Genomic DNA, 16,244 nt, shown 5'->3' on the forward strand with positions numbered 1-16,244 from the left:
TTAAAGAGGGGAAACTTTTTAGATTCACTAGCAAAAGTGGTCTAGGTCACTTAAGGTGACGGCAACAAGTTAGTTAATCGCTTGTAACTGAATCTCAAGCGCGGGGCGCTCGACGGCGCTCTGGCACTCGGATTCCGCCACCTTCCGTCACCTTCCTAGGAGCTGCATACGTGGATACTGCAACCACCCAAGCGACAGATCCGGCCAACCCCCGCGGCGCCGCTCGCGAAATCCCGAGCCACCGCGAGCTCGTCGAAGAGCTTCGCCAGCGTCTCGCCCGTGCTCAGGCCGGAGGAGGGGAGAAGGCCCGCAAGCGCCACACCGACCGTGGCAAGCTGCTGCCACGCGACCGCATCCGCCTGCTGCTGGACCCCGGCAGCCCGTTCCTGGAGATCGCGCCGCTGGCAGCCGAGGACATGTACGACGGCAAGGCGCCGGCGGCGGGAATCGTCGCCGGAGTCGGGCTCGTGAGTGGTCGCCTCTGCTTGATCGCCGCTAATGACGCCACCGTCTCCGGCGGCACCTACTACCCGATGACCGTGAAGAAGCACCTCCGTGCCCAGGAGATCGCCGAGCAGAACCACCTACCGTGCATCTACCTCGTGGATTCCGGCGGCGCAATGCTGCTGCAGCAGGATGACGTGTTCCCGGACCGCAACCACTTCGGTCGCATCTTTTTCAACCAGGCCAACCTGTCGGCCAAGGGTATCCCGCAGCTGTCCGCCGTCATGGGCTCCTGCACCGCCGGTGGTGCCTACGTTCCCGCCATGAGCGATGAGACCATCATCGTGGAGAACCAGGGCACCATCTTCCTGGCTGGCCCACCGCTAGTGAAGGCCGCCACCGGCGAGGACGTCACCCCCGAGGAGCTCGGCGGCGGCGCGATGCACTCCCGCATATCCGGCGTGACGGACCACCTGGCAGCCGACGACGAGGACGCGCTGCGGATCATGCGCAACATCGTCGAGACCCTGCCGGAATCCAAGCCGACCCCCTGGAAGCGCAGCACCCCCGTGCCTGCCCCGCGCCCGCAAGAGGATCTTTACGACATCGTGCCCACGGACCCGAAGATTCCGTACGATGCGCACGAGGTCATCGAAACCCTGTGTGACGAGGGCAGCCTGTCGGAGTTCAAGAGCGAATACGGCAACAGCATCATCACGACCTTCGCCCGGCTGGAAGGCCACCAGGTCGGAGTGATCGCCAACAACGGCATCATCTTCTCCGAAGCCGCGATGAAGGGCGCACACTTCATCGAGCTCTGCGAGCAGCGGAACATCCCCATCATCTTCCTGCAGAACACCACCGGCTTCATGGTGGGGCGTCAATACGAAGAGGGCGGCATCGCGAAGCACGGGGCGAAGATGGTGAACGCCGTGGCCACCGCATCGGTGCCCAAGCTCACCGTCGTCACCGGCGCTGCCTTCGGCGCGGGCAACTACTCGATGTGCGGGCGGGCCTACTCGCCGCGCTTCCTGTGGATGTGGCCGAACGCGCGCATCGCGGTGATGGGCGGCCCCCAGGCGGCCATGACCCTCTCCACCGTCCGCCGCGCGCAGATCGAGCGCCGGGGCGAGGAGTGGTCGGCCGAGGAGCAAGAGGCCTTCGAGGCTCCCATCCGCGAAATGTTCGACGAAAAATCCACCTGCTGGTACTCCACCGCGCGCCTCTGGGACGACGGGGTCATCGACCCCGCGGACACCCGCCGCACCCTCGCCATGGCCCTCGATATCTGCGCCCAGGCCCCGCGCGAGGAAACCGGCTTCGGCGTATTCCGCATGTAACTCCTGCTCAAGCTACCGACGTACCCACCACAAGAAAGAGATACTGACGTGAGTGACACACATGCTCTCACCGGCCCGTTCGATACGGTGCTGGTCGCCAACCGCGGCGAGATCGCCCTGCGCGTGATCCGCACCGTGCACCGCATGGGGCTGAAGGCCGTGGCCGTTTACTCCGAGGCGGATTCCGCCGCCCCGCACGTGCACGCCGCCGACAAGGCCGTGTGTTTGGGCCCTGCCGCCGCTGCGGAGTCTTACCTAAACATCGATAAGGTTATTGACGCCGCCAAGGCGACCGGCGCCGGCGCCATCCACCCCGGCTACGGCTTCCTCTCGGAGAACGCGACCTTCGCCAAGCGTTGCGAGGACGAGGGAATCATCTTCATCGGCCCGCCCGCCGGGGCTATCGACAAGATGGGCGACAAGATCACCGCCCGCGCCACCGTGGAATCCCGCGACGTGCCGACCGTGCCCGGTATATCCCGGCCGAACCTGACGGACCAGGAGATCATCGACGCTGCAGACTCGGTGGGCTTCCCGGTGCTGATCAAGCCATCCGCCGGCGGCGGCGGCAAGGGAATGCACCTGGTGGAGGAGCCAGAGAAGCTGGCCAGCGCACTAGTTTCCGCTCGCCGCGAGGCCGCCAGCTCCTTCGGCGACGACACGCTGTTCCTGGAGCACTTCGTGGACACGCCCCGGCACATCGAGGTGCAGATCGTTGCCGACTCCCACGGCAACGTCATCCACCTGGGCGAGCGCGAGTGTTCGCTGCAGCGCCGCCACCAGAAGGTCATCGAAGAGGCACCGTCGGCCCTGCTGGATGAGAAGACCCGGCAGGAGATCGGCGAGGCCGCCTGCGACGCGGCTCGCGCCTGCGGCTACTGCGGCGCGGGCACCGTGGAGTTCATTGTTTCCGCCAAGCAGCCCGAGCGCTTCTTCTTCATGGAGATGAACACCCGCCTGCAGGTCGAGCACCCAGTCACCGAGATGGTTACAGGCCGCGACCTGGTGGAATGGCAGATCCGCGTGGCCCGCGGCGAGGCCTTGCCAATCACGCAGGATGACGTGCAGCTCAACGGGCATTCGGTGGAGGCTCGCGTCTACGCCGAGGATGCCGCCGCCGGATTCCTGCCCACCGGCGGACTAATCACGGGTCTTTCCTGGCCGCGCGGGGAAGGGATTCGTGTGGACGCCGGCGTGGTGGAGGGCCAAGAGGTCAGCTCCGACTACGACCCAATGCTGGCGAAGATCATCACCCACGCCGACACGCGTGAGGCAGCCCTCGAGCGCCTGGACCAGGCGCTTTCCCACACCCGCATCGAGGGACTGACCACCAACATCGACTTCAACCGCTTCCTGGTCACCCGCCCGGAGGTCGTGGCGGGAGACCTGCACACCGGGCTGCTCGACTCCATTGTCGAAGAGTTCCAGCCCCGGGAGGTCCCCGCGGATACCTTCGCCGTCGCGCTGCTGCACCTGGCTGGGACGTTGGCTGGCGGAGCCGAAGGGGCGTCCGAAACAACGACCTCCGCATCCCCGCTGGGCAGTGCTTGGACCGCCCGCGACGGCTGGCGCGGCGCTGGGCATCGCGCCCCGCTGCGGCTGGTGCTGGCGGATCCGAGTGGCGTCACGGCGCCGGTGGAAGCCCGCGCGGAGTACAGCAACGGCAGCTGGGAGGTGCAGCTCACTCCGCTGACCAGCGGTGACGACGAGGATGCGCCAGTGCAGCCCGGGACCAGGCGCATCCAGGTGGTCGCCAATCCGCAGAGTAGCGCCACTGAATGGCGGCTCTCCTTCGACGGCGGCCCGGCAGAAAGGTGGAGCACCACTGCCAACGGCAGCATCACCGGCCCGCACGGCACGCACGTGGTGGAGGTGTTCTCCGGCACTGCGAACGACGCGGAAGCCAGCTCGGAGGAGTCGCCGGACATTCTGAGCCCCATGCCCGGCACGGTCATCGCCGTGGAAGTTGCCGACGGCGACGAGGTCACCGAGGGCCAGCCCGTGATCGTTATCGAGGCCATGAAGATGGAGCACACCCTCGAGGCCACCTGCGACGGGCGGGTCAAGATCCACGCTGCCGTCGGGCAGAAGGTCGGCACCGGAGAAGTTCTGGCGGAGGTCATCGCCGCCGACAGCGCCGATAGTGCCGACAGCTAGAAACCTCACTTCACACGTATCTCCCTAACCCACACACCCAACCCAGACACCCAACCCAGAAAGAGGACCCAAACCATGAGCCAGAGCACCAAGAACCGCAACCCCTACCTCTCCGACGAGCTGCACGAGCTGCGTGACGCAGTCGAGGACTTCGCCAACCGCGTGGTCGACCCCGTCGCCGCTCAGCACGACCGCGACCACACCTTCCCCTACGACGTCGTCCGCCAGATGGGAGAAATGGGGCTGTTCGGCCTGCCGATCTCCGAGGAGTACGGCGGCATGGGCGGCGACTACATGGCCCTCGGCGTGGCACTGGAAGAGCTCGCCCGCGTGGACCAGTCCGTCGCCATCACCCTCGAAGCCGGAGTCTCCCTGGGAATCATGCCGATCTACCGCTTCGGCAGCGACGAGCAGAAGCAGACCTACCTGCCCAACCTGGTGGCGGGCAAGAACCTGGCGGGCTTCGGCCTGACCGAGCCCGAAGCCGGATCGGATGCCGGTGGCACCAAGACCACCGCCAAGCTCGACGGTGGCGAGTGGGTCATCAACGGCTCCAAGCAGTTCATCACCAACTCCGGCACGGACATCACCTCCCTGGTCACCGCCACCGCCGTCACCGGCCAGCGGGAGAACGGGAAGAAGGAAATCTCCGCCATCATCGTGCCCAGTGGCACTCCTGGCTTCACCGCCGAGCCTTCCTACAACAAGGTGGGCTGGAACGCCTCCGACACCCACCCGCTGACCTTCGACAACGTCCGCGTGCCGGAGGAGAACCTCGTCGGCGAGCGCGGCCGCGGCTTCGCCTACTTCCTGTCCATTCTCGAGGAAGGCCGCATCGCCATCGCCGCGCTGGCCACGGGTGCCGCCCAGGGCTGTGTGGACGAGTGCGTGCGCTACGCCAAGGAGCGCACCAGCTTCGGCAAGCCGATCTCCGAGTACCAGGCCATCAGTTTCAAGATCGCCCGCATGGAAGCCCGCGCTTGGACCGCCCGCCAGGCCTGGTACGCAGCCGCGGCGAAAATGGCCGCGGGGGAGAACTTCAGCAAGGAAGCATCCATCGCCAAGATGGTCGCCTCCGAGGCCGCGATGGATAACGCCCGCGATGCCACGCAGATCCACGGCGGCTATGGATTCATGAACGAATACCGCGTTGCCCGCCACTACCGCGACTCCAAGATCCTCGAGATCGGCGAAGGCACCACCGAGGTGCAGCAAATGCTCATCGCCCGAGCCCTGGGCGTGTAGGGCCCTCTACGCAGCGCGGGGACGAGAAGGCGTCAATAAAAGAGCACCAGAAAGCAAGCGAAAAGTTTAGGAGACCAGCGACAATGAGCGCAGAAAAAGAAGTTGTGCAGCGCGGCCTGTGGTTCGAGGAGTTCACCGAGGGCGTGGTCTACCGGCACCAACCTGGGCGCACCGTCACCGAGGCGGATAACACCCTGTTCACCACCATGACCATGAACACCCAGCCGCTGCACATCGACGCGGCATGGGCCGCCACGCAGGATGGCTTCCGCGGCGAGCGGCTGGTGAACTCCATGTTCACCCTGTCCACGGTGGTGGGCCTGTCCGTCAGCCAGCTTTCCCTGGGCACCATCGTGGCCAACCTGGGGTTCAGCGAGATTTCCTTCCCCGCGCCCATGTTCCACGGCGATACCCTGTACGCCGAAACGCGCTGCGTGGGTAAGCGACTGTCGAAGTCGCGCCCTGGACAGGGCATCGTGGAGCTGGAGCACATTGGACGCAACCAGGACGGCACCATCGTGTGCAAGGCCACGCGCAAGACGCTGATGCAGTGCGCGCCGGAAGGTTCGGGTGAAGATGTCTAACACCGAAGTGTCCAACACCGCATGGCTACCACAGGGCCCCGCGCTGCTGTTCGCGCCGGCTGACCGCCCTGAACGCTTCGCTAAGGCCGCCGACCGTTCCGACATGGTCATTCTCGACCTCGAGGATGGCTGCCGCGCCGAAAACCGCGCCGAGGCCAGGAAGAACGTAATCCACGCGGACCTGGACCCGGAGCGCACCATCGTGCGCATTAACCCCATCGATTCGCCCGATTTCGCCGCGGATCTCGCCGCCGTCACGGACTCGCCGTTTAGGACCGTGATGGTACCGAAGGTGGAAAGCGCTCTTGTTCTTGGTGACGCCGGCTCCAACCGCCGGGCGCTTCCCGAAGACTTTCGCGCGATCGCCCTGATTGAAACCCCCAGGGGCGTGGTGAACCTCGCGGAGATCGCCGCAGACCCGCAGGTGGTGGCTCTGTTCTGGGGTGCCGAGGACCTCACTGCGGCACTCGGTGGGACGAGCTCCCGCTACGGCGCCGGAGAGGTTCCCACCCCCGGCGGCGGGCCGTCCGGCCACCCGGGAGGCTACCGGGAGGTCCCACGCTTGACCCGAGCAATGGTGCTGCTGCACGCAGCCTCAGCGGGCATCGTGGCGCTGGATTCCATCCACGCGGACACGAAGGACACGGAAGGCGCCAGCGCCGAGGCCATCGACGCAGCCGCCAGTGGTTTCGCGGCCACCGTTTCGATCCACCCCGGCCTGGTGCCCGTCATCCGCGAGGCCTACGCGCCCACCGAGGAGCAAGCCACCTGGGCGCGCCGGGTCATCGAAGGGGCGGCCGAGAACTCCGGAGCGTTCGCGCTGGACGGCCAGATGATCGATGCGCCTCTGCTGCGCCAGGCCGAAGTGATCGCCGCCAGGATTCGCTAGTTCCCCTTTCGCTGACCAGCTTCTTCACCCCGCCCATTCCACCCGCCCACCCGACTTTGCTTCAACGCAAGATTCCTTTCCCACGAAAAGGTTGATAACCATGACTACCCCGACTCGCAACGACCGCCCGATTGTTATTTCCGACCCGGCGGATCTGGACCCCACCCTGTCGCACCAGGTTGGACGTACCGACGTGGACCTGCTGGACGAGACCATCGGCCAGTGCCTCGCCCGCATCGTGGCCGAGTACCCGGATCACGACGCGATCATCGACTTCTACGGTGACGTACACCTGACGTACACGGAGTTCTACCGCAAGGTGCAGCGCCTGGCTTCCGGCCTGCACGCCGCCGGCTACCGCAAGGGCGACCGCATCGGCATCTGGGCGCCCAACCGCTGGGAGTGGACTCTGGTGCAGTTCGCCACCGCCGAGATCGGTGCGATTCTGGTCTGCATCAACCCGTCCTACCGCCACAAGGAGCTGGTCTACGCCATGGGCCAATCCGGCGTGAAGGGCTTGTTCTCCGCGGGCCGCTTCAAGGACTCGAACTACCGCGCGATGATCGACGCTGCGGAAAGCCAGTTCAGCCGCCACAACTACAAGGAGACGATCTTCTTCGGCTCCGAGCGCTGGGACGAGCTGGCCAACCACGCGATCCTGGATCTGAACCCGGTGCGCGAGCAGCTGCACCCGGACGATCCCATCAACATCCAGTACACCTCCGGCACCACCGGCATGGCCAAGGGCGCCACCCTGACCCACCGCAACATCCTGAACAACGGCTACTTGGTGGGGGAGACCCTGCAGTACACCGACCAGGATAAGGTTGTCATCCCCGTTCCCTTCTTCCACTGCTTCGGCATGGTGATGGGAAACCTGGGTGCCATCACCCACGGCGCAACGACGATCATCGCTGGCCCGGTCTTCAACCCACAGTCGGTGCTAGAGGCCGTTGAGCACGGCAAGGCCACCAGCCTGTTCGGCGTGCCGACGATGTTCATGGCAGAGCTCGACGAGATCGAACACGCTAAGGCCAAGGGCAAGACCTATGACCTTTCCAGCCTGCGCACCGGCATCATGTCCGGCACCGCCTGCCCCACCCGCACGATGCGGCAGGTGATGGACATCATGAACATCAACGAAATCACCATTGCTTACGGCATGACGGAAACCTCGCCGGTGAACCACCAGACGCTGGTGGACGATCCGATCGAGAAGCGCGTGGGTACCGTCGGCCGCCCCAACCCGCACATCGAAGTGAAGATCGTGGACCCCGAGACCGGCGAGACCGTGAAGCGTGGCGAGCAGGGCGAAATCCTGATCCGCGGCTTCCTGGTGATGCAGGGCTACTGGGACATGCCCGGCAAGACGGCGGACGCCATCGACGAGGACGGCTGGATGCACTCCGGCGACCTGGGAACGATGGACGAAGAAGGCTACGCACGCATCACCGGACGAGCGAAGGACATGGTGATCCGCGGCGGCGAAAACCTCTACCCGCGGGAAATCGAAGAGTTCCTCATGACTCACCCGGACATCTCCGACGTGCAGGTCGTGGGCGTGCCGGACGAGAAGTACGGCGAGGAGCTGATGGCGTTCATCATCATGCGCGAGGACGCCGAGCCGTTGGACCAGGCAGCAGTTCGTGAGTTCTGCGCTGGCGACCTGACCCGCCACAAGATCCCGAAGTACGTCGAATGCGTGGACTCCTTCCCGATGACGCTTTCGGGCAAGGTCCGCAAGGTCGAGCTGCGCGAGCACGCGGTGGAGCTGCTCGGGATCTATCAGAAGTAGGCAACAGCCCAAACAGAAAGGAAGCAACCGTGAGCACAACAGCGCCACATCATTCAAAACTGCGCACTGCCGCGGAGGCAATCGCTGACATTCAAGACGGCGCCACCCTGGCCGTCGGTGGATTCGGGGTGTGCGGCATCCCGCAGGTCCTGCTCGAGGAGCTCAGTCACACGCAGGTCAAAGACCTCGAAGCGGTTAGCAACAACGCCGGCCTGGACGGCCGCGGCCTGGGGCTGCTGCTGGCGAACCACCAGCTGCGCCGCATCGTGGCCAGCTACGTCGGCGAGAACAAGGAGTTCGCCCGCCAATACCTAGACGGCGAGCTCGAGGTAGAGCTCACCCCACAGGGCACCCTGGCGGAGAGGCTGCGCGCCGGCGGTTCCGGCATCGGCGCATTCTTCACCCGCACCGGCGTGGGCACGCTCGTCGCCGAAGGCGGCATGCCGTGGAAGTACGACCAGGCGGACAAGACCAAGGTGGAGGTGGCTTCCCCTGCCAAGGAAACCCGCACCATCGACGGCGAGGACTACGTGCTGGAAACCGCCATCCGCGCCGACTTTGGCCTGGTCCGCGCCGCCGTCGCCGACAAGGACGGCAACCTGCGCTTCGCCAAGACCGCCCGCAACTTCAACCCCCTGGCTGCCATGAGCGGCAAGATCTGCATCGTGGAGGCCGAAAAGGTCGTGGAGGTCGGCGAGCTCGACCCGGACGACATTCACCTGCCCGGCGTGTTCGTCCACCGAATCGTGGAGCTTTCCCCGGAACAGGCAGCCGACAAGATGATTGAAAAGGAGACCGTGCGATGACCGGCTGGACTAGGCAAGAAATGGCCGCCCGTGCCGCCCAGGAGCTCGAGGACGGCCAGTACGTAAACCTCGGCATCGGCATGCCCACTCTGGTGCCGAACTATGTGCCGGAAGGCGTGACCGTTTCCCTGCAATCGGAAAACGGCATGCTGGGCATCGGCCCCTACCCGGAAGCGGGCCACGCAGACCCGGACCTCATCAATGCAGGCAAGGAGACAGTGACGGCACTGCCCGGCACCAGCTACTTCGATTCCGCCCTAAGCTTCGGCATGATCCGCGCCGGCAAGATCGACGTCGCCATCCTCGGCGCCATGGAGGTCAACGCCCGCGGGGACATCGCCAACTGGATGGTGCCCGGCAAGATGGTCAAGGGCATGGGCGGCGCCATGGATCTGGTCGTCGGCGCGCGCCGGGTGATCGTCCTCATGGATCACACCACCAAGACCGGGGAGCCGAAGCTCATCGAGGAGCTCACGCTGCCGACTACCGGCCTCGGCGTGGTCGATCGGATCATCACTGACCTTGCGGTTTTCGACCGCGACGAAGGTGGGCTGACCTTGGTGGAGCTGGCACCTGGCGTCACCACAGAAGAGGTAGAAGAAAAGACCGCAGTGCCGTTTAGGACGGCGCTGGGGTAGACCCCCAATCGGCCTCGCTGGGCCATCGTTCGTGCCATACTTGAGGGCACGACGCAGGCTTTTTTAAGCGATGACGCCACTAGTTTCGAAAGTTAGGATTTATCAGATGACCTTGCAGGAAGACCCGAAGGACATTGTCGTTGTAGGCGCAGCACGCACTCCGCAGGGGCGCATGCTCGGCGCGCTGGCGAAGAAGAGCGCGGTCGATCTGGGCGCAGAGACCATCAAGGCCGTGCTGGAGCGCTCCGGTGTGTCGGCGGATGCCGTGGATTACGTGCTGATGGGCCAGGTTGTGCAGGCGGGCTCCGGGCAGAACCCCGCGAAGCAGTCCGCTGTGGCCGCAGGTATCCCGATGAACGTCCCCGCAATGACCGTGAACAAGGTGTGCCTGTCCGGCCTGGATGCCGTGATTAACGCCTCCCGCCTGATCCGTCTGGGCGACGCCAGCATCGTTGTCGCCGGTGGTCAGGAGTCCATGACGAACGCCCCGCACGTCGCCGCGGGCGTGCGCGCGGGCAAGGGCTACGGCTCTCTGGCGCTGCAGGATTCCCTGGAGCGCGACGGCCTGTCCGACCCGAACGAGGGCACCGCCATGGGGCTGGAGACGGACGAGGGCAACGCCGAGCGCGGCATCACCCGCGAGGAGCAGGACGAGATTGCAGCCCGCTCCCACCAGCTGGCCGAGGCCGCTACCAACGATGGTGTCTTCAACGACGAGATCGTCTCCATCGAGGTCAAGGGCCGCAAGGAGACCGTGACCGTCTCCGCCGACGAGGGCATCCGCCCCGGCACCACCGCCGAGGGGCTGGCGAAGCTGCGCCCGGCTTTCGTGAAGGACGGCACCATCACCGCCGCTTCTGCCTCCCAGATCTCCGACGGTGCGGCAGCCGTGGTGCTGACCACTCGCGAGAACGCTGAGGCCAAGGGGCTGGAGATCCTGGCCACCCTGGGCGAGTACGGCCAGACCGCCGGCCCGGACACCAAGCTGCACTCCCAGCCGTCGCAGGCTACCGCCGCGGCGCTGAAGAAGGCCGGCTGGGAGGCCAGCGACCTGGACTTTCTGGAGATCAACGAGGCCTTCGCTTCCGTTGTCGCCCAGTCCATCAAGGACCTGGACTACCCGCTGGAGAAGACCAACATCCACGGCGGCGGCATCTCCCTGGGCCACCCGATCGGCGCCTCCGGTGCCCGCCTGGTCGTTCACGCGGCGCACGAGCTGAAGCGCCGCGGCTCCGGCAAGGCTGCCGTCTCCCTGTGTGGCGGCGGCGGTCAGGGCGACGCGCTGCTGCTGTGGCGCTAGGAACGCGGTCAGGCGCCGGTGGCGATATTCGAACCGGTGCTTTCAAAAAGCTGCTGCCGCTGGCAGTCGGCGCGGCAGCGGTGTGTGCGTGCTGCGCCATAGCCGCAGCCGATCCGCAGACCCCGGGCGGGATGATCCCAGAATGCCCCACGAAGGCACTATTCGGATTCAACTGCCCCGGCTGCGGATCGATGCGCATGATCCAGGCGTTGGTTCAGGGGGATTTCAGCGCCGCGCTGCACTACAACGCGGTTGGGATCCTCGCCGTCATCCTGTTGATTTGGAGCTGGCTGGCCTGGACCGCACGATCATGGGGGAAGCGGATTCCCAACTGGGAGCATTTCCGACATGCCCCCATGGCAGTAGGGGTAGTGATCGGGCTATGGTTCATCGCACGCATTTTGCCGTTCTCGCCGTTTGTAGAATTGCGCGTATAGTTTCTTTCGGTTCGGGAACATTCTGCGCTGCTTTGGTATTTTAATGACGTATTTCAGTTACCAACCAACTCCAAGAAGTTAGCCGAGGAAGTCAGTGACCAACCCTTACGACCAGAACCCTTCCAACGAGGACCCTTTCGGCCAGCAGGGAAACCAGGGGTACCCCTACAACAGCGGGTACAACCAGAACCCGAGCCAGAACCAGCCGCCGAGTTACGGCAGCTATCAGAACAACAGTTACCCGAATCAGTCCGCCGGCTACGGCGCGCAGCTGGGGCAGAATTACCAGCCGGGCGTGGGCAGCACCCCGCCGGATAACTGGATGTGGGCGACTATTCTAGCCACCCTCCTGTGCTGCCTGCCCCTCGGTGCAGTAGGCATCTACTACTCCTCACAGGTAGAAAGCCGCTGGTACCGCGGCGATTATCCAGGTGCACAGGATGCATCGGACAAGGCAAAGAACCTAGCCATTGCATCTGTGGTGGTATCCGCTGCCTTTATCCTCCTGTACTTCGTCTTTTTCGTCGGAATCCTGGGCCTAAGCTTGAGTGAACTATCAGACATGTAGAAGCACCATAATCAGCGCCATCACCGGTAGCGCGAGACCCGTGGAAACCACCGCGGTGTCTCGCGCTAAAACTTTATTCACGCCAAAACGTTGGGCGTAGGTGAAGACGTTCTGCCCGGTCGGGAGGGCCGCCAGGAGAACCATGGCCAAAAGCAGCTGGGACGTGGCGTCGAAAAGAAAGACACCGTAGAACGCGGCGATGGCGGGATGCACGACAGTCTTGACCAACGACGCCGCCCACACGGAGCGACGGGGCGACAGGCCGGGCTGGAGCACACGTACCTCCGCCATGGACATGCCGAAGGCGATCAGAGCGCAGCCGACGGTGGCGTCCGCGATGATCCCCAGCGGATCCGCGACGATCGTCGGCAGGGTAAAGCCCGTGTTGTGCTGCAGAAGAGAGATGACGATGCCGATGGTGGCGCCGATGATCAGAGGGTTCTTCAGGATCGTCAGCAGCGTAGAGCACACGAAGTTCGTGGTCTGCTTGCCGGTGCGCATGTCCAGGGCCAGAACGCTCAGCGGGCCGTAGAAGCCGACCTGGAAGAGGATCACCGGGAGGGTGAGCGTGGGGTCGTCCATCAAATGGGCGGCTAGTGGGATGCCCAGGTTGGAGCCGTTGCAGTAGGTGCAGGCCAGCATCGCGATGATGGAATCCTCGGTGGACCGTCGCGTAATCCAGCGATAGCCAAGGAAAGCCAAGAAGCCCGTGGTGAGGGTGGACAGTGCTACGACCAGAAGGTTCGGGCCGAATAGCTGGGCAATGTCCGTCTTCGACATGAACGTGATCAGCGTGCAGGGCAGCGCGATCCAGAATACGAACATGTTCAGGGTGTAGACCGCATTGGGGCCTAAAAGTCGAAGACGCCCTACTCCGAAGCCGATCGCTATGACGAAGATGACGACGGCGAAGCCGGAGAGGACGTTCAACATGAGGCTATGTAAGTGTGTTAAGTGTTTGCGCCTTAAGCGCAGTAGTCGCGACCTTAGTTAACCCCGTAGTACGCGGACTTGTCCACCACGTAGGCGTTGGCGAACTTATCGGTGAAGGACTGCTTCTCCGGGTTCTGGCCGATGGTCACGCCCACTGCAATGTAGACGACAAGCTGCAGAAAAGCACCGACGTTCGGGATCATGCCCAGGACAACGCCGATGATGTACCAGCTGTTGCGCTTCAGCGACTCTACCGGATCGATGTTCTGGCCGTCGGCGGTGACCACACGGGCGCCGATAGCCATCTTGCCGAGGGTGGCTCCCTTCTTGGACTCCATGAGAACACGGTAGGTCAACCAAACGACCAGCATGATGACGCTGGAGATCATCACCTTGGTGGTCGGGTAGGGCACGTCCACGGCATCGGGGGACTCGGCGTTGACGGTGGCCTGGAACCAGTCCATCAGGTCCTGACCAGCGATAGCGAACATCACAACGCTGCCGATAACCACCTGAACCAAGAGGCTGTCGATGATGAGAGCCAGCAGGCGCTTCCAAGCGCCCGGGCGGTCGTTGCCGAACATGGCACCGTTATTGGCCGCAGCATTCGGGAATGCAGGGGCGCCGTAGGCATTGGGTGCGCCGGCGCCGTAGTTGCCGTCGCCGTAGCCACCCTGCTCAGCACTGTAACCGGCCTGCTCGGCGCCGTAACCGGCCTGCTCGTAGGGGTTGGAGCCGTCGGAGTTTCCGCCGGTGTAGCTGTTGTAATCCGGCAGATCATTGGAACCAAAGTCGCCGTTGGGATGGTTGTTGTTATTGCTCAACTGCAGGCTTCCTAACTGTTGTTTGGCTTGCGCCCGATGGGGGCCAGCGCCCCTTCTCAACCCGGCAGGCAAAGGGGAGCGCTTAAGAGTTTTACTGTGCAAGCTTAGCGAAGAAAGCAGACAACCCGCCGAACGGGTAGTAAAAAGGCACGAAAAAGACCCGCCGCCTAGCTCGCGCTTTCGCACGGGGCGGTGGGTCTTGATCGTGTCTGTTAAACGTCTCCGGGCTGCAGCCTTATGCTGCCAGCCCGAAAGGGCACAGCGGCTTAGCGGCTGTGGAAGGGCAGCAGGGCCATCTCGCGCGCGTTCTTCACGGCGGTGGCAACCTGACGCTGCTGCTGCGGGGTCAGGCCCGTCACGCGGCGAGAGCGAATCTTGCCACGCTCGGAGATGAACTTACGCAGCAGGTCGTAGTTCTTGTAGTCAACCGTCTCAATGCCCTCGGCCTTGAGCGGGTTCTTCTTCGGGCGGCGGGACTGTTCCATCCGCGCCTTCTTCATGTTGGTGCGCTTCATTGTGAAAGCTCCCCCTTACCAGCTGGACTTGCGTACGCCCGGCAGCTCACCGCGGTGAGCCATGTTGCGGACACGTACACGGGACAGGCCGAACTTACGCAGGTAGCCGCGCGGGCGGCCATCAGCTGCATCGCGGTTACGGACGCGAACTGGGGAAGCGTCGCGGGGCTGACGGTTCAGCTCCCACTGTGCATCCAGGCGCTCCTCGTCGGTGCTGTTCGGGTTCTTGATGATCTTCTTGAGCTCAGCGCGACGCTCCGCGTAGCGGGCGACGATTTCCTTGCGCTGCTCGTTCTTCGCGATCATGGACTTCTTAGCCATAAACTATCGCTCCTCGCGGAATTCGACGTGCTTGCGGGCAATCGGATCGAACTTCTTCAGGGTGATGCGATCCGGGTTGTTGCGCTTGTTCTTACGGGTGACGTAGGTGTAACCGGTGCCAGCCGTAGACTTCAGCTTGATGATTGGGCGGATATCGTTACGTGCCATAGTTAGATCTTCTCCCCACGGGCGCGGATCTTGGCAACGACAGACTCGATGCCGTCACGGTCAATGGTCTTCAGGCCCTTGGTGGACACGTTCAGCGTGATGGAACGGCCCTCAGAGGGCAAGTAGAACGTACGGCGCTGGATGTTCGGGTTCCAGCGACGGTTCGTGCGGCGGTGCGAGTGGGACACAGACTTGCCGAAGCTCGGCTTGCGTCCCGTGACCTGGCAATATGCCGACATGGGTTTTCTCCTTCCGCCGGAGATCTCAGGTGCCTGCGCCGCGCACTTCCAAAACCCATGGTTAGACGGGCCAAGAGTCTTAGGTGGTGGGGCGCTGCATCTAGCGTATCTAGCCTAAAATCTGTCCGGCGATGACGTTTACATAGACAACAGCGGGAGCTAACTTTACAGCACCGTCGCGCCATAACCTAATCGCTGTTTCTGACGCCCCTACGCCCCAGTTCGCCCCATCCCAGCTAGGAAAACGCGATTTTCTTTATGGCCTTATCCTTCGCTATGATAAACCCTCGTTGTGCGACCGACTTTGTCGCGCCCAAAATCCACCCGCTTAGCGGAGTGGCCTAAAGGGCGTCAGGTAAAAGAAGGCGCGCTGCTTTTTATGACCCGACTCAGGCACGACCCGTGCAGGTAACGCACGGGACCGACCTGATGTACACGTACCTAAGGGAATAAGAGGAAACCATGAAGAAGGATATCCACCCCGACTACCACCCCGTAGTCTTCAAGGATGCGAGCACTGGCCACCAGTTCATCACTCGCTCCACCGCTACCTCCGACCGCACCGTTGAATGGGAAGACGGCAACGAGTACCCGCTCATCGTCGTTGACGTGACCAGCGAGTCCCACCCCTTCTGGACCGGCGCTCAGCGCGTCATGGATACCGCCGGCCGCGTGGAGAAGTTCCAGCGTCGCTACGGCAACATGACCCGCCGCAAGAAGAAGTAAGACCTCTTCACACCACGAAGATCACAAGAAACCTATTTCACACTTTCAATACCTTTAATTAGGAGGTAGTAGACAATGGCAGTTCCAAAGCGCCGTATGTCCCGTGCAAACACGCACTCCCGCCGTTCCCAGTGGAAGGCCGACAACGTTGCTCTGCAGCACGTTAAGGTTCAGGGCCAGGATGTTCAGATTCCTCGCCGTCTGGTGAAGGCAGCTCAGCTGGGTCTCATCGACCTGGATTAATACGAGCCCAGTAGCGTTACCCCGTCACACATGCACGTGTGGCGGGGTTTTGCATTGGCGAAACAGGCCTAA

The 16,244-nt window shown here is 63.5% G+C and carries 19 protein-coding genes; 13 read left to right on the forward strand and 6 right to left on the reverse strand.

Annotated elements, in window-relative coordinates; translation table 11 throughout:
* The first annotated feature begins 170 nt into the window (after positions 1-170).
* The 11 genes from MHX52_RS07405 to MHX52_RS10430 all read left to right on the forward strand — a co-directional run bounded on the left by MHX52_RS07405 (position 171) and on the right by MHX52_RS10430 (position 12,203).
* The gene (locus tag MHX52_RS07405) at positions 171-1,784 is read left to right on the forward strand and encodes an acyl-CoA carboxylase subunit beta (RefSeq protein WP_370642231.1); all 1,614 of its coding nucleotides are present in this window, start codon (positions 171-173) and stop codon (positions 1,782-1,784) included.
* Between the two features lie 48 nt (positions 1,785-1,832).
* Positions 1,833-3,941 (forward strand): acetyl/propionyl/methylcrotonyl-CoA carboxylase subunit alpha, encoded by a 2,109-nt coding sequence (locus MHX52_RS07410; RefSeq protein ID WP_239317452.1) that lies wholly within the window; start codon positions 1,833-1,835, stop codon positions 3,939-3,941.
* 75 nt (positions 3,942-4,016) lie between these two features.
* Complete coding sequence (locus MHX52_RS07415; RefSeq protein WP_005293707.1) at positions 4,017-5,186, forward strand: acyl-CoA dehydrogenase family protein; 1,170 nt, start codon at positions 4,017-4,019, stop codon at positions 5,184-5,186.
* A gap of 83 nt (positions 5,187-5,269) precedes the next feature.
* The gene (locus tag MHX52_RS07420) at positions 5,270-5,770 is read left to right on the forward strand and encodes a MaoC family dehydratase (protein WP_035004506.1); all 501 of its coding nucleotides are present in this window, start codon (positions 5,270-5,272) and stop codon (positions 5,768-5,770) included.
* Positions 5,763-6,659: a CoA ester lyase gene (locus MHX52_RS07425; protein WP_239317454.1), complete on the forward strand. Its 897-nt coding sequence runs from the start codon at positions 5,763-5,765 to the stop codon at positions 6,657-6,659. The genes MHX52_RS07420 and MHX52_RS07425 overlap by 8 nt, the downstream gene beginning before the upstream one ends.
* Before the next feature lie 100 nt (positions 6,660-6,759).
* Positions 6,760-8,454: an AMP-binding protein gene (locus MHX52_RS07430; RefSeq protein WP_070487959.1), complete on the forward strand. Its 1,695-nt coding sequence runs from the start codon at positions 6,760-6,762 to the stop codon at positions 8,452-8,454.
* Positions 8,455-8,483: 29 nt separating this feature from the next.
* Entirely contained in the window at positions 8,484-9,260 is a 777-nt protein-coding gene (locus MHX52_RS07435) for a CoA transferase subunit A (protein ID WP_239317455.1), read from the forward strand.
* Positions 9,257-9,898, forward strand: coding sequence for a CoA transferase subunit B (locus tag MHX52_RS07440; protein ID WP_034988126.1), 642 nt, complete (start codon positions 9,257-9,259; stop codon positions 9,896-9,898). The genes MHX52_RS07435 and MHX52_RS07440 overlap by 4 nt, the downstream gene beginning before the upstream one ends.
* Positions 9,899-10,004: 106 nt before the next feature.
* The gene (locus tag MHX52_RS07445; protein WP_239317457.1) at positions 10,005-11,198 is read left to right on the forward strand and encodes an acetyl-CoA C-acetyltransferase; all 1,194 of its coding nucleotides are present in this window, start codon (positions 10,005-10,007) and stop codon (positions 11,196-11,198) included.
* A complete protein-coding gene (locus tag MHX52_RS07450) occupies positions 11,189-11,635 on the forward strand; it encodes a DUF2752 domain-containing protein (RefSeq protein ID WP_239317459.1) in 447 nt (148 codons plus the stop codon). Before MHX52_RS07445 ends, MHX52_RS07450 begins: the two co-directional genes overlap by 10 nt.
* A 94-nt stretch (positions 11,636-11,729) precedes the next feature.
* The gene (locus MHX52_RS10430; RefSeq protein WP_035004498.1) at positions 11,730-12,203 is read left to right on the forward strand and encodes a CD225/dispanin family protein; all 474 of its coding nucleotides are present in this window, start codon (positions 11,730-11,732) and stop codon (positions 12,201-12,203) included.
* Here MHX52_RS10430 and MHX52_RS07460 read toward each other — a convergent pair.
* The 6 genes from MHX52_RS07460 to rpmB form a co-directional block, all read right to left on the reverse strand.
* The gene (locus MHX52_RS07460; RefSeq protein WP_035004496.1) at positions 12,192-13,136 is read right to left on the reverse strand and encodes an AEC family transporter; all 945 of its coding nucleotides are present in this window, start codon (positions 13,134-13,136) and stop codon (positions 12,192-12,194) included. The two genes, MHX52_RS10430 and MHX52_RS07460, sit on opposite strands and share 12 nt — an antisense overlap.
* A gap of 53 nt (positions 13,137-13,189) precedes the next feature.
* Entirely contained in the window at positions 13,190-13,960 is a 771-nt protein-coding gene (locus tag MHX52_RS07465) for an RDD family protein (RefSeq protein ID WP_239317461.1), read from the reverse strand.
* Between the two features lie 266 nt (positions 13,961-14,226).
* Positions 14,227-14,475 (reverse strand): 30S ribosomal protein S18, encoded by a 249-nt coding sequence (rpsR, locus tag MHX52_RS07470; RefSeq protein ID WP_005293672.1) that lies wholly within the window; start codon positions 14,473-14,475, stop codon positions 14,227-14,229.
* A gap of 15 nt (positions 14,476-14,490) precedes the next feature.
* Positions 14,491-14,796, reverse strand: coding sequence for a 30S ribosomal protein S14 (rpsN, locus tag MHX52_RS07475; RefSeq protein WP_005293669.1), 306 nt, complete (start codon positions 14,794-14,796; stop codon positions 14,491-14,493).
* 3 nt (positions 14,797-14,799) lie between these two features.
* On the reverse strand, positions 14,800-14,964 hold the full coding sequence (rpmG, locus tag MHX52_RS07480; protein ID WP_005279910.1) for a 50S ribosomal protein L33: 165 nt from the start codon (positions 14,962-14,964) through the stop codon (positions 14,800-14,802).
* Between the two features lie 2 nt (positions 14,965-14,966).
* Complete coding sequence (rpmB, locus tag MHX52_RS07485; protein ID WP_005293665.1) at positions 14,967-15,203, reverse strand: 50S ribosomal protein L28; 237 nt, start codon at positions 15,201-15,203, stop codon at positions 14,967-14,969.
* A 462-nt stretch (positions 15,204-15,665) separates the two neighbouring features.
* Here rpmB and MHX52_RS07490 point away from each other — a divergent pair, with 462 nt between their 5' ends.
* On the forward strand, positions 15,666-15,929 hold the full coding sequence (locus tag MHX52_RS07490) for a type B 50S ribosomal protein L31 (protein WP_005293662.1): 264 nt from the start codon (positions 15,666-15,668) through the stop codon (positions 15,927-15,929).
* 75 nt (positions 15,930-16,004) lie between these two features.
* Positions 16,005-16,172 carry a 50S ribosomal protein L32 gene (gene rpmF, locus MHX52_RS07495; protein WP_011273951.1) on the forward strand — a complete coding sequence of 56 codons (168 nt, stop codon included), beginning with the start codon at positions 16,005-16,007 and terminating at the stop codon, positions 16,170-16,172.
* Positions 16,173-16,244 lie beyond the last annotated feature (72 nt).

Origin of the sequence: Corynebacterium sp. ACRQJ, from assembly GCF_022346045.1 — a bacterium.
Taxonomy (GTDB): domain Bacteria; phylum Actinomycetota; class Actinomycetes; order Mycobacteriales; family Mycobacteriaceae; genus Corynebacterium; species Corynebacterium evansiae.

Bases quoted from the DNA above. Each gene is read 5' to 3' on its own strand.
- MHX52_RS07415 (WP_005293707.1), top strand. From the start codon at position 4,017: ATGAGCCAGAGCACCAAGAACCGCAACCCCTACCTCTCCGACGAGCTG.
- MHX52_RS07420 (WP_035004506.1), top strand. From the start codon at position 5,270: ATGAGCGCAGAAAAAGAAGTTGTGCAGCGCGGCCTGTGGTTCGAGGAG.
- MHX52_RS07425 (WP_239317454.1), top strand. From the start codon at position 5,763: ATGTCTAACACCGAAGTGTCCAACACCGCATGGCTACCACAGGGCCCC.
- MHX52_RS07430 (WP_070487959.1), top strand. From the start codon at position 6,760: ATGACTACCCCGACTCGCAACGACCGCCCGATTGTTATTTCCGACCCG.
- MHX52_RS07440 (WP_034988126.1), top strand. From the start codon at position 9,257: ATGACCGGCTGGACTAGGCAAGAAATGGCCGCCCGTGCCGCCCAGGAG.
- MHX52_RS07445 (WP_239317457.1), top strand. From the start codon at position 10,005: ATGACCTTGCAGGAAGACCCGAAGGACATTGTCGTTGTAGGCGCAGCA.
- MHX52_RS07460 (WP_035004496.1), bottom strand. From the start codon at position 13,136: ATGTTGAACGTCCTCTCCGGCTTCGCCGTCGTCATCTTCGTCATAGCG.
- rpsR (WP_005293672.1), bottom strand. From the start codon at position 14,475: ATGAAGCGCACCAACATGAAGAAGGCGCGGATGGAACAGTCCCGCCGC.
- rpsN (WP_005293669.1), bottom strand. From the start codon at position 14,796: ATGGCTAAGAAGTCCATGATCGCGAAGAACGAGCAGCGCAAGGAAATC.
- rpmG (WP_005279910.1), bottom strand. From the start codon at position 14,964: ATGGCACGTAACGATATCCGCCCAATCATCAAGCTGAAGTCTACGGCT.
- rpmB (WP_005293665.1), bottom strand. From the start codon at position 15,203: ATGTCGGCATATTGCCAGGTCACGGGACGCAAGCCGAGCTTCGGCAAG.
- MHX52_RS07490 (WP_005293662.1), top strand. From the start codon at position 15,666: ATGAAGAAGGATATCCACCCCGACTACCACCCCGTAGTCTTCAAGGAT.
- rpmF (WP_011273951.1), top strand. From the start codon at position 16,005: ATGGCAGTTCCAAAGCGCCGTATGTCCCGTGCAAACACGCACTCCCGC.